Source organism: Gammaproteobacteria bacterium (assembly GCA_041395725.1).
In the GTDB taxonomy this organism is placed as follows: domain Bacteria; phylum Pseudomonadota; class Gammaproteobacteria; order Pseudomonadales; family Pseudohongiellaceae; genus NORP240.
In genome coordinates, this window is the sequence record JAWKZW010000001.1 from 1,554,033 (window position 1) to 1,566,552 (window position 12,520).

At 57.0% G+C, this 12,520-nt stretch carries 11 protein-coding genes and 1 pseudogene; 6 read left to right on the plus strand and 6 right to left on the minus strand.

The genetic code is table 11. The annotated features are described in order from the left end of the window. Positions 1-68: 68 nt before the first annotated feature. The 4 genes and pseudogenes from rpoH to ftsY all read right to left on the minus strand — a co-directional run bounded on the left by rpoH (position 69) and on the right by ftsY (position 3,721). A complete protein-coding gene (gene rpoH / locus R3F50_06870; GenBank protein MEZ5490027.1) occupies positions 69-929 on the minus strand; it encodes an RNA polymerase sigma factor RpoH in 861 nt (286 codons plus the stop codon). 230 nt (positions 930-1,159) lie between these two features. Next, on the minus strand, positions 1,160-2,143 hold the full coding sequence (gene ftsX, locus R3F50_06875; protein ID MEZ5490028.1) for a permease-like cell division protein FtsX: 984 nt from the start codon (positions 2,141-2,143) through the stop codon (positions 1,160-1,162). Then, a complete protein-coding gene (gene ftsE, locus R3F50_06880; protein MEZ5490029.1) occupies positions 2,136-2,813 on the minus strand; it encodes a cell division ATP-binding protein FtsE in 678 nt (225 codons plus the stop codon). The genes ftsX and ftsE overlap by 8 nt, the downstream gene beginning before the upstream one ends. Continuing rightward, a pseudogene (ftsY, locus tag R3F50_06885) lies at positions 2,810-3,721 on the minus strand (signal recognition particle-docking protein FtsY). The gene ftsE and the pseudogene ftsY overlap by 4 nt, the downstream one beginning before the upstream one ends. A 448-nt stretch (positions 3,722-4,169) precedes the next feature. Between ftsY and rsmD the strand changes: the two are divergent. The 3 genes from rsmD to coaD are packed head-to-tail and all read left to right on the plus strand — an operon-like array spanning position 4,170 to position 6,375. Next, positions 4,170-4,790, plus strand: coding sequence for a 16S rRNA (guanine(966)-N(2))-methyltransferase RsmD (gene rsmD / locus R3F50_06890; GenBank protein ID MEZ5490030.1), 621 nt, complete (start codon positions 4,170-4,172; stop codon positions 4,788-4,790). Between the two features lies 1 nt (position 4,791). After that, the gene (locus R3F50_06895; protein MEZ5490031.1) at positions 4,792-5,823 is read left to right on the plus strand and encodes an alpha/beta fold hydrolase; all 1,032 of its coding nucleotides are present in this window, start codon (positions 4,792-4,794) and stop codon (positions 5,821-5,823) included. Between the two features lie 54 nt (positions 5,824-5,877). Then, a complete protein-coding gene (gene coaD, locus R3F50_06900) occupies positions 5,878-6,375 on the plus strand; it encodes a pantetheine-phosphate adenylyltransferase (protein MEZ5490032.1) in 498 nt (165 codons plus the stop codon). Between the two features lie 55 nt (positions 6,376-6,430). Here coaD and mutM read toward each other — a convergent pair whose 3' ends face one another. Continuing rightward, complete coding sequence (mutM, locus tag R3F50_06905) at positions 6,431-7,246, minus strand: bifunctional DNA-formamidopyrimidine glycosylase/DNA-(apurinic or apyrimidinic site) lyase (GenBank protein ID MEZ5490033.1); 816 nt, start codon at positions 7,244-7,246, stop codon at positions 6,431-6,433. Between the two features lie 108 nt (positions 7,247-7,354). Between mutM and R3F50_06910 the strand changes: the two genes are divergently transcribed. Both R3F50_06910 and R3F50_06915 read left to right on the plus strand, forming a co-directional pair. Further along, complete coding sequence (locus R3F50_06910) at positions 7,355-9,370, plus strand: hydantoinase/oxoprolinase family protein (GenBank protein MEZ5490034.1); 2,016 nt, start codon at positions 7,355-7,357, stop codon at positions 9,368-9,370. A gap of 63 nt (positions 9,371-9,433) precedes the next feature. Beyond that, a complete protein-coding gene (locus tag R3F50_06915) occupies positions 9,434-10,864 on the plus strand; it encodes a hypothetical protein (protein MEZ5490035.1) in 1,431 nt (476 codons plus the stop codon). A 523-nt stretch (positions 10,865-11,387) separates the two neighbouring features. On the opposite strand, the gene R3F50_06920 is transcribed toward R3F50_06915, so the two are convergent. Continuing rightward, on the minus strand, positions 11,388-11,660 hold the full coding sequence (locus R3F50_06920; protein ID MEZ5490036.1) for a hypothetical protein: 273 nt from the start codon (positions 11,658-11,660) through the stop codon (positions 11,388-11,390). Positions 11,661-11,967: 307 nt separating this feature from the next. Here R3F50_06920 and R3F50_06925 point away from each other — a divergent pair, with 307 nt between their 5' ends. After that, positions 11,968-12,477, plus strand: coding sequence for a hypothetical protein (locus R3F50_06925; GenBank protein ID MEZ5490037.1), 510 nt, complete (start codon positions 11,968-11,970; stop codon positions 12,475-12,477). The last annotated feature ends 43 nt before the right edge of the window (positions 12,478-12,520 follow it).

Here is a 12,520-nt window from a genome sequence, read left to right on the forward strand (position 1 = left end):
CTGAATCAAACGGCCAGCGCTTCAACACCCTACTGCCAGTGAGTCTTTGAACGCCGAGTGAGACCCGGTCAGGCCTCCATCATCACCTTGACCTTGTTCATGGCATTTTTCTCAAGCTGTCTAATGCGCTCCGCCGACACGTTGTATTTGTCGGCCAGATCATGCAACGTGGCTTTCTTGTCGCTCAACCAGCGGCTGGCAAGAATGTCCTTACTGCGCTCGTCCAGCTCACCCAGCGCCAGATGCAGGCTGCGGTTGGTCACTTCTTCCCACTCGGCCTCCTCCAGGCTGGCCGCCAGGTCAGAATTCTGGTCTTCCAGGTAATTGACCGGCGCACGGTAACTCACGTCATCGTCAGCATCAGCTTCCACGTCGAAGGAGGTGTCGAAGGCGCTCATGCGACCTTCCATCTGCCTTACCACCTTGGCATCTACACCCAGATCTCTGGCAACGGCTTCCGCTTCCTCGTTGTTCAGCCACCCCAGCCGCTTCTTGGAACTGCGGAGGTTGAAGAACAGTTTGCGCTGGGACTTGGTAGTGGCGACTTTCACAATCCGCCAGTTCTTGAGAATAAACTCGTGCATCTCCGCCTTGATCCAATGGACGGCAAAGGAGATCAACCGCACGCCGACTTCCGGGTTGAAGCGTTTCACCGCTTTCATAAGGCCGACATTGCCTTCCTGAATGAGATCGCCCAGGGGCAGGCCGTAACCGGAGTAGGATTTCGCCATATGTACCACGAAGCGCAGGTGTGAAAGGACCAGCTGTCGGGCGGCATCCACGTTATCGTCATAGTAGTACTGGTTTGCTAACTCTTTTTCCTGTTCGGGAGTTAGAACCGCAATACTGTTCACAGACGCGATGTAAGCGGTCAAATCACGGCCCGGTACCATCGGGTCCATAACCTGCAAACTTTTGCTCGTTTCCATAACTCTCCTGAATCCCTTAACTGATGAAAATATTGCTTACCCTATAAGACCGTATTTTAGCACCCATTATTTCATGCCGCCACGTAGCAAAAGTGCTTTAAAAACAGGCTGTTACGAATCCTGCGCGGCGAATCGTCATGCAATACAGTCCGAATTCCATCCAACAACCGAAACGTTGGGGCAGCCATACATTGTTTCAAGGTGCTGAACGTGAAATTTTTGAGCTGGATTCAAGGTGGGTTGGAAAGCAGCCGAATTCCGGCGGAAACAGCGGCTCCCAGGCAACCGAGCAGGCTTCCTGACACCAACAGGCCAATTGCGTCAGTCAGCGCCAGAGTCCGGATCTGGAGGGTTGAATCATATAAAGACAATAAGTTGTCTATAGTGTCGCCGAGGGCCAGCTGGAAGATCACAAGCATGACACAGGCCAGCAGGGCCCCTGAAAAACCCAGTAAAAGGCCGCTGTAGAGAAACGGCCTGGCGATATACCCCGCCGTGGCTCCCACCAGCCTGAGAACCTCTATTTCCTGTTTGCGGTGTTCCACGCTGGACCGTATGGTGTTGCCGACGATAAAAATCACCGCCAGCCCCAGGACCACTTTTATGAGCAGGGCGAGGTTTTCCAGCGTCGCCTGTATTGCCGACAAGCGCTGCATCCAGCGCAAGTCGACGGCCACAGCTTCAACCTGCGGCAAGGCTTCGAATTCTTCCGCCAGTTTCTCAATCATGACCAGTGCACTGGAGGCAGGGGTCACGGCCAGTGATGCCGGTAGTGGGTTGCTTCCCAGTTCCGTCAATATCCCTCCAAATCCGGATCGTTGCCGGAATTCCGCCAGAGCCTGTTCCCGGGTCGTGTAATCCACTGCCACGACACTCTCAGAAGCGACTATTTCGCCTCCGAGTCGCAAGGCCTCTACCTCGCTTACACTGTCAATGAGAAACAGGGTAATGCTCGCGCTCTCCTGGAACCTTGTCCCCAGTGCGGCCAGGTTCTCCGCCACCAGGCCAAACAGGCCAGGCAGGAAAAGGGCTATGGCAATGACAAATACGGTCAGCGTGCTGGTGAGGGGGGCCTTGAGCAATCTACGCAGGCAGTCTGCCAGCGTCTCCAGGTGACTGGCGAGCAACCCGTTACCTGCAGGTGCCTGGTCTTTTCTGGCACCTTTTTTGACTTCTTTTCTGACCGGAGCATGACGCTTGCGTCTCTCAGCCATGGATACCCTGCTCCCGTTTGAGTACAAGCTTTCCCTGTTCGAGGGTAATGATCCGCCGGCCACGACTGGCAATCAGGTCGAGATCGTGGCTTGCGATCAGCACACACACCCCCACCTGATTGAATGCCTCGAACAACGCAAACAGTTCACGCGACAGAAGAGGGTCCAGATTGCCGGTCGGTTCGTCGGCCAGCAGTATGGCCGGTCGATTTACTACGGCGCGGGCAATACCTACCCGCTGCTGTTCTCCGCCTGACAGGGCTTCAGGCAGAGACTTTTCTTTACCCGACAGGCCGACTTTACCAAGCGCTGCTCTGACCCGCCGCTCGATCTGGTATCTGGAGTAACCACTTACTTTCAAGGGTAGAGCCACATTCTCGAAGACCGTGCGATCGAATAGCAGTTGATGGTCCTGAAAGACCATGCCGATCTGACGCCGGTGATAGGGGATTTGCCATCGTGAAAGGCGATTGAGATTCCGCCCTGCGACAAACACCTGGCCCTGGCTGGGCTGCTCGATACGTGTAATCAGTTTGAGCAGGGTACTTTTACCGGCTCCAGAGCGTCCAGTCAGAAAGGCCATCTCGCCCTTCTGCAGCTCGAATGAAATGTGACTCAGCGCTTCGTTGCCGCCTTCATAGCGTTTGCTGACGTCATCAAGCCGGATCATTCCGCAAACAGGGCTTCTACGAACTGCTCGGCAGAAAAGGGGCGTAAGTCGTCGATCTTTTCCCCGACACCGATAAATCGAATCGGCAGACCAAGCTCTTTGGCGATGGCGAAAACCATGCCTCCTTTGGCAGTTCCGTCCAGCTTGGTAAGACAGACACCGGACAGATTAACGGACCTGTGAAAACTGCGCGCCTGATTGAGGGCGTTCTGGCCGGTGGTAGCATCCAGCACCAGGAGGACTTCATGGGGTAAATCAGCATCCTGCTTTTTCAGTACCCTGACGATCTTTTCCAATTCCTGCATGAGGTTGTCTTTGGTATGCAGCCTTCCTGCGGTGTCCGCGATCAGCACATCCGCACCACGGGCTTTGGCAGACTGATAAGCGTCAAAAATTACCGATGCGCTGTCGGCGCCGGTAGCCTGTGAAACTACCGGCACGTTATTGCGAACACCCCATTCCTGAAGCTGTTCCACGGCGGCGGCGCGAAAGGTGTCACCGGCCGCCAGGATTGGTTTTAGTTTCTGATCTTCCAGATAGCGGCATAGCTTGCCGATGGTGGTGGTCTTACCGACCCCGTTAACACCGACGACGAGGATGACGAACGGTTTGTGTGCGCTGATTGTCAACGGCTGATCGACTGGCCGCAGCAGGCTGACCAGTTCCCTCTTCAGCGCCTGCAGCAGATCCTCGGGATTGGCCAGTTGCTTGCGCTTGAGTTTCTGTTTGAGGTGGTCGATGATCTGGTCGGTGGCTTCAATGCCGACATCGGCGGTCAGCAGACGGGTCTCGATTTCTTCCAGCAGGTCCTCGTCGATAGAGGCAGAACCGAGGATCAGGCTGCCCAGGCCGGCACTGAGTGCCGCTCTGGTTTTACCCAGTCCGGCAATCAGCCGGCCAAAAAAACCGGCCGGTTGGGCTTGTTCAGACCCTTTTTCCGGTGACTTTGCAGTGCTTGAAGACTCTTTGTCCTTGTCTGTGGTCTCATTCTCAGAGCCCTGTTTCTTCCCAAAACCAAACATCAGTAGTTATTTCCGTCTAGCGGGATACCGGCTGGTATCTCCAGGTTACGAGAACCGGTTATCCTACCATTAGACAGCCACGGTTTACATCGAGCGAGGCGGACGGCAAAGCGGTATACACCGGTGGGTTAGACGGTTAGAGTTAAGGAACCTTTAATTAGCAATGCGCTGACTTCCGGACGGGCCCGCCGGCAAGGCGCCTGGCCACCGGTACGCGCCGGCCTGTCAATCCAAAGCAAAGCCGCGAAGCCGGTGCGCCGGTCTGCGGGTCAGGCCGGGGTGAGATCCGCCGCCACCACCGGTTGCACGCTGCTCAATGATCCGGTCCGTTACTATGAAAGCGAATACTCCGCCAGGCAGGCTGCGCATAATCGGAGGCCGCTGGCGCAGCCGCAAATTGAATTTCCCTGCTGTCGATCAACTGCGACCAACTGCTAACCGGGTCAGGGAGACCCTGTTCAATTGGTTGCAGGACGAGATTGCAGGGAAAGAGTGCCTGGACCTGTTTGCAGGTAGCGGCGCCTGTGGTCTCGAAGCTCTCTCCCGAGGAGCGCGGCGCGTCACGTTCCTGGAAAAAAATCCCCAGGCTGCCAAAGCGATTCGGGACAACCTCGCCCTTCTGGGCGAAGCACAGATGCCGGTAATCTGCGCCGACGTACTGGCCTGGCTGGCGAAACCGGCAAAAGACGCAAAATTCAGTATCGTTTTCATTGATCCACCCTATGCGGCGGAGCTGGAAAAAGTCTGCTGCGAGGCCCTTGAGCAGTCAGGATTGTTAACAGACAGGGCGCTTATTTATCTGGAGTCGAATAAGGAAATGCTGGAGAATCTGGTTCCGGAGAACTGGCGTATGCTTAAAAAGAAGCGGGCCGGGGCCGTTCACTTCGTGCTGCTGGAACGCCGGCAACTGGAAGGCCAGCAGACCGGAAAGTGGGCGGAATCAGAGGTTCCCTAAGGTGAACAGGACACACACTAACAAAGGCAGTTTGATTGCCGAATCAGCGGAATTCACTCCCGTACCCTGGCTGAAAAATGGTCACGCTCAAACGCTGTGGCGGAAATTTGCGACCGTACCTTCCATTAATCACCGGCGTCAGCGCATTGAACTGCGTGACGGTGATTTCATCGATGTCGACTGGTATGACCCTTCTCCGCAGCTCCTGGATAATAATAGAACGGCAGTTCTTTTATTGCACGGCCTGTGCGGGTGTTCGCGCTCCAGCTACATCCAGTCTCTGCAGCATCGACTGGGGCAGTCAGGTTACCAGAGTGTGGCGATGAACTTCCGTGGATGCAGCGGGGAGATCAATCGCCTTGCCAGAGCTTATCACTCAGGGGTCACTTCAGATCTGTCAGAAGTTTTTTCGGCGGTGAGCAATCAATTGCCTGACCATCGATTCGCGGCCGTTGGTTTTTCTCTGGGCGCCAACGTGTTACTGAAGTGGCTGGGGGAGTCGGGCGGGTCTGCTGCCGTACAGAGTGCCGTGGCGGTGTCCACACCCTTCAACCTGGCCTTATGCTCCAGAGCAATGCTGGGAGGCATGAGCAGAATATACGGTCGCTACTTTCTGCGGCGTCTGGTGGCGGACGTGGAAGCCAAGAAGCACCATTTCGAGCGCCAGGGCAATTCCGAACAGCTCGAACTCCTGCGGGCCTGCGGCGACCTGGGGAAGCTGAAATCATTATGGGATTTTGACGACCGCGTGACCGCGCCGCTGCATGGTTTCGACGGCGCCGGCGACTACTATGAGCAGTGCAGCAGTCTTCGCTTTCTGGAGGGCATACAGGTACCCACCCTGCTGTTGCAGAGCCTGGATGACCCCATTATTCCTCAGGCCGCCCTGCCGGGGGAGCGCCATTTCGGTGAAACGCTGGTTACGGATTTCAGCGACCGGGGTGGGCATGTGGGATTCGCCTCCTCAGCCGATCGATTCTGGCTGGAGAATCGGATTGTCAAGTTCATTGGTGAGTGGCAAAACCTGCGTTGAGCCGCCCGAACCGTTCCGATAGAATGCCTCCGTAACTCCTCTCGCGAGCTCACAATGAAAGTAGCCGTTTATCCCGGTACCTTTAACCCCATCACCAACGGGCATACCGATCTGGTGGAGCGGGCGTCAAGGCTGTTTGACCACACCATCGTTGCCATCGGCACCTCCAGGCAGAAAAGCGTCGCCCTCTCTACCGAGCAGCGCGTGGACCTGGCCCGTGAAGTGCTTGCGCACGTGGATAATGTCGAGGTTTGCGCCTTCGATTCATTGCTGACCGAATTCGTCAAACAGCGAGGTGCCAATATTATTCTGCGGGGTCTGCGGACCGTCGCCGACTTTGAGTACGAGTTTCAGCTGGTGGGTATGAACCGTGTCCTGGAACCCTCGATAGAGACCATTTTCCTGGCGCCGGCTGAACACCTGTCTTATATTTCCTCTACCCTGGTCAGGGAAATAGCCTCTTACGGAGGTGATATCTCAAAATTCGTCCACCCGGCAGTGGTGGCCGCGATGACCAGAAGAAAACCGCCCTCAGGGTCCGGGAGTCTCTGATCAAGTTCTGCATTGCCCCGTGAGGAAGCTGTCTGGACTCACGGCTATGGGGTGTTCAGGTCTGGCACTGCCGACAGAAAACCGTGCTGCGCTGGCCCAACCTTACCTCCGTCAAGGGCTTACCGCACACCTGGCAGGGAGCATTGCCGCGACCATAGACCCGTAACGACTGTTTGAAATAGCCGGGTTTGCCATCGCCACCGGTAAAGTCACGCAGCGTGGTGCCTCCCACTTCGATGGCATTGTGCAGCACCTGTTTGATTTCATCTGCAAGCCGACTATAACGGGCCCGGGAAATTTTTCCGGCCGGTCGGGTGGGGCGAATGCCCGCGTTAAAGAGCGACTCATTGGCGTAGATGTTCCCCACTCCGACGACAACCGAACTGTCCATGATGAAATTTTTTATCGCCACTTTTTTGTTACGACTTGCCCGCCAAAGGTGGTCGCCGTCGAAATCTGCGGTCAGGGGTTCGGGGCCAAGTCTGCGAAACAGCGGGTGTAACAGCAGGGGGCCCTGCTGCCAAAGGAGACAGCCAAATTTTCTTGGATCGGTAAATCGCAACGCAATGCCATTCTGGAATACGATATCCACGTGGTCGTGTTTTCCCGCTGGCAACGAGGCGGGAACGATACGCAGGCTGCCCGACATGCCCAGATGGATAATCAGTCTGCCGGTTCCGTTGTCGAGCAACAGGTATTTGGCCCGTCGCTCGACCTGATTGAATCGGGTTCCCACCAGGCTGGACGCAAGCTGCTCAGGAATCGGCCAGCGCAGACGCAGGGTACGCACGACGACCGATTTGACAGGCTGGTGCAGTATGGCAGGCGCGATGCCTCGCCTTGTGGTTTCTACTTCAGGTAGTTCAGGCATGGATGGGTCAGGATTGGTGTGGCTCGCCACGATTGCACTGATTAAAGCGGTGAACGCGCGTTATAATCTTTTCTCACGGATCCTGTAAAGAACCTTCAGCAAGTTAAGATGCCCACATCCGCACAACACACCGCCATCCTGGGCGTTGACGCCGGGGGGACGTTCACTGATTTCGTTTTCTGGCAGAAAACCGATGCCGGCAATCAGCTACGGGTCCATAAAGTACTGTCTACCCCCGCAGCACCGGAACGGGCAATTATGCAGGGTATACAGGAGATGGGCCTTGCTGAGCTGGCCGGCAATGGCGCTTTGAACATTGTTCACGGCAGTACCGTGGCCACCAATGCGGCGCTGGAAGGAAAGGGCGCAAGAACCGTCTTTATCACCAACCATGGCTTTGGTGACATGCTGTCAATTGGCCGTCAGACTCGCCCCGCCCTGTACAAGCTCGAGTTTACCCCGCGACCGGTTCCGGTCAGCAGCGCGCTGTGCCTCGAAACGGCCGGCCGTCTGGGGGCTGACGGAACGGTTCTGGAACCGTTGCCAGAGCATGAAATCGAGGCTGTCCAGGCCGGTGTTGTGAAATTGCACCCGGAGGCCGTGGCGATCAACCTGCTGTTTTCATTTCTGGACGACCGCTTCGAGCGGGATCTGGAAACCGCCGTCAGAGCTGCGCTGCCCGGGGTGTTTGTCAGTCGCTCGTCGGAGGTATTGCCAGAGTTCCGGGAATACGAACGCGGCATGGCGACCTGGCTGAATGCCAGTCTTGGACCGATCGTCAACCGCTACCTGCTGGCGCTGAGAGAACAACTGGGCAGCTGCCGGCTTGCCATCATGCAATCCAGTGGTGAAACCATCGGTGCGGAAGCGGCAGCCACGCGGGCGGTAAATCTGCTTCTTTCGGGTCCTGCGGCGGGGCTGACAGCGCTGCGGCATCTGGGCAGACAGTTGGGCCAATCCCGTTTCATCAGCTTTGACATGGGCGGGACCTCGACAGATGTAGCGCTCCTGGACGGAGAGCTGAAAACCACCAGCGAGGGTCAGATCGCAGGTTATCCAGTGTCCGTACCTATGGTGGATATGCACACAATTGGTGCAGGTGGCGGGTCAGTTGCTTTCCTGGATAGCGGTGGCATGCTTCAGGTAGGACCCCGTTCCGCCGGGGCCGAGCCGGGGCCGGCCTGCTATGGCAGGGGAGGGGGCGAGGTGACAGTCACCGATGCCAATCTGGTACTTGGCCGCATTCCGGCCGACGCTACGCTGGCGGGAAACTTCAGGCTTGATCTGCCGGCATCCCGGCGTGCCATGGCCATCCTGGCCTCGGCAGCCGGACTGGATATGGACCAACTGGCGCTGGGGATTATTCAGGTGGCCAACGAACACATGGCCAGCGCCCTGCGGATGATTTCAGTGCAACGGGGCTATGACCCCGCTGATTTTGTGCTGGCCAGCTTCGGCGGTGCAGGGGGGCTCCATGTGTGTGCCCTGGCCGATTCCATGGGCATGAAACAGGCAATTGTGCCACTCAACGCGGGCGTCCTGTCCGCCATGGGAATGCTCGTGGCTCCGCGGGGGCGCCAGTATTCACGCACCGTCAGGCTGTCTGCCGCTGAAGTGAGCGAACCGGATGTTGATAAGGCACTGTCGGATCTGATCGAACAGGGTATGGGGGAGCTGGTGGCCGAGGGTCTCAACGCCGGAGAGCTGAAAGCTGACCCCAGCCTGGATATCTGCTATCAGGGGCAGTCGTCCACCCTCAATCTGCCCTGGGTCGGGAAGGCGGGGACCGAGAAGCAGTTTCACCGTCTGCACCGGGAGCGCTACGGATTTTCCTTGTCCCGGGAGCTGGAGTATGTGAACTTGAGGGCACGTATCTTTGCGGCTCACCGGCAACCGGGCCTGGCGGCCGCAGGAAATACACTGGCAGCGAATAAATTCGATCCACTTAAGGTCTCAAGCAGTAGTAATACATTGCCGGTGTATGCGCGGGAGCAGCTGGATAGCACGATGGAAGTCAAAGGCCCGGCTATAATTTGCGAGTTGTCGGCAACCACCTATCTGGAAAAAGGCTGGACGGCGAAACTGGACGATCTCGGAAATCTGCGGCTTAGCCGGACGGATTGATCGATTGATTGACCGGTGAACTGTTGGCGATCAGTGATGTAATTGGTAGCTTAGGGCGTCATGATGTCTCGAATAGCTCGACAAGTTCTTCCTCTGCACCTGGCCGTGTTGATTCTGGCATGGCCCTTGCTTTGCTTTTCACAGGGAAGATCTGCCCAGGAAAACGTTTCCCAGGATGTGGAAGAATCCGCTCAGACGTCAGAATCCGAATCATCGTCGACTGACTTCATCTATCAGACGCTCATTTTCGATACGCCCGTGCCACTGCGCAGCGAAGCTGATGGCCTGCTAGAGCCGGAGCATGATCAGGCGACCCCCCGGCGAGCGGCGCAGCGCGCCCGGCAGGCACCCCTGCCCAATCTGCAGAATCTGCAGCAGACTATCAGTGAGATCGAATCTGAAGGCGGACCCTGGGAATTGAACCTGGCTGAAAACCTCGCCTCGCTGGCAGAGGTTTACGAACAACAGGGTGCTTACGAGGAAGCGATAGACACTTACACCAGGGCAATGCACATAAGCCGGGTCAATCTGGGGCTGAACAGCCTGAATCACATTCCCCTGGCAGAGCGACTGGTGAATGCCCATCTTGCCCTGGGGGACTGGGAAGGCGCGGATCAGTACCAGGAGTACCTGTATTACAATCAGCGCCGGGCTTACGGGGAGGATGACCCGCGCCTGGTTCCGGTACTCCATCGGCTGGCCAACTGGAAACTGAGTTCATTCAACGCCGGCTATGGAGACCAGATAGCGTTGAACCTGGTCAGCGCGCTGCGCCTGTATCAGGCGGCATCGAACATAGTGAGTATTAACTTCGGAAATCGGGATGAGCGTTACGTCAAGTACCTGCGCGACACCGCCGGTACTGCGTTCCTGGTTTCCCGCTACCGGGGCTTGATTGAGAGCACACCGATGACGGAGTTCAGAGTCATTCAGGAAAGGTACCCCGGCAGTTATCGAGCCCACAATGCGGCTTTTGTTGAGGGTTACGAAGAGGGGCTGGATGCCCTGGAGCGGGTGGTCGCAGCCTATTCCGAAGAGCAGGCAGGGTCAATTGAGCACGTTACCGCCTTGATACACCTGGCCGACTGGTACCTGTTGTTTGACCGGCATCGGTCCGCCCACGAAGCTTACAGTGAAGCCTACGCTGCATTGGTTGGACAGGAAAATCGCGATGAGCTGTTAACAGCGGTATTTGGCAGTGTGAAGCCGCTGCCAGACTTCTCGGATGAGATCGACTCGATTTTCGTGGAGGCTAATGTCAAGGGCCGGGAGCTGGTCGCCAGGGCGAGTGGTCATGTGGATGTCGAGTTTGATGTGACGCCTTACGGCACGGTTGTGGATCTGCAGGTTCTGGCCGAGGGTGACGAGGTGGATGCACGCATTCTTTCCTCTCTTCGGCGCCTCGTCAGGTCGACCACTTTCCGGCCGGTGGTGCAGGACGGTCAACCGGTAAGAAGCGAAAGTAATCGTTTCCGGTACCGGTACGTTTATTGAAAGACTGGCAAGCATTCGGTGCTTCGCTTATTGTTAAGGGCCGGTTAAGGGTTGCCCTGCTACTAAGGAGCATCTGATTAATTGCCACAAAGCTCTGGCCTTCAGGCCAGTTCGCCGGCATGCGTCGGCCTGTCAAGGCAGTGCAACAAAGCCAGCGGGCTGAATCTTTAGTCGGAATCTGACCGGGAAGTGGTGACGTATCAGGAAGTAAGCCACTCTTTTACCTGTCCGAAGAGGTGCGAAAGGTTGTGCCGTGGAGGCGCGCTGGGAAATATTTAGCGAACCCGATGGTCTATTAGAGTGCTGGTGCAGTATTAAATACTGATGCGGCTGAATGTAGATTGGATCAATGAGTAAGCTTGGATTAAACGACGTCCTACTGCAGCAAACAGAGGAAAGCAGACAGACATCTTCTATGAAATGGAAGCTGTCTGAACAGGGAAACAACCATGACTACCGTGAACAGAATTAACTTTAAGTCTACCTTGCTGGCTATCGGTATTGCCGCCGCTTTCACGGCCTGTCAATCGTCATCCTCGTCAAGTTCCCAGAGTATGCCGAGCATGCCTTCGGCTTCCAGCTCGACGTCCAGTTCATCCAGTTCATCCAGTTCAACAAGCTCATCAAGTTCTTCGAGCTCTTCCAGCTCGTCATCGAGTTCGTCGAGCGGTTCCTCATCGTCGAGCAGTTTTCCATCACCTGGTATTCCCTCGGCGAGCAGTTCGCCCTCCAGCAGTTCCGCAGGCAGCTTCCCGTCAGTCTCCAGTGGTTCCGCTTCGTCGCAGGGTTCTCCCACCAGCAGCTCCCAGGCGGGCAGCCAGGGTCAGCAGTTACCGGGCAGCGATAGCGCTGGCTCCAGCGGGCAGTCCAGCCTGCCTGGTGCCCAGACGACCGGGCAACAGACCAGCGGCACGGGCACGGCAGGTTCTCAGGCAGGAAGCCCTGGTAGTCCGGGGTTTGATCCCCGTTCCGGGGGCGCAACCGGAGCCGGCGACAGCAGTGGTGGCTCCAGTGGACAGCGAGATGGCTCTACCGGTGACCTTATCGGCGGTAACCCGGGCGGCCTGGGTGGGCAAAGCGCCGGTGGCGGCGGTGACTACACGTTGGATTCCCTCCCTGGAGGTGGCCTCGGTGGCACGGAGTCAGGCGGCGGACAAACCGGCGGCGGATCGACCGGTACACTCACAGCCTCCGAGCGGGCCGGGGTGCTGGACGAACAGCTGCGCCGCGGTTACGAGGTGTTCGATGGCCTGATTCTAGACGAAAGGCAACGCACCCAGCGTGAAGTGGAACGGCAGCCGGGCAGTCAGGGCGGCATTGGTGATATTGCTGCGGCAGGTGGTGCTGGCAGTGCCGGTGGACGACCGCAGGTATTGCCGCCAGGTACGGGGGGGCAGCAGAGTGGCGTTCCAGTCGGTTCGATGCCTTCTTCATCTTCCAGTGCTCCACCGGCCGAAACCTTTCCGCCACCGGAAGACATTCCCAGTGGTCGGGATGATGACGTAGTGGCCAGGCAGTTGCGAGAAGCAGCCATGCGGGAACCGGATCCGGAGCTTCGTGAGGCGCTTTGGGATGAATATCGTAAATACACGGGTATAAGTGAGCAGGAGTGATGCAGAGAATCAGTTTCAGGTTGCTATTGGTTTTAATCGCTGG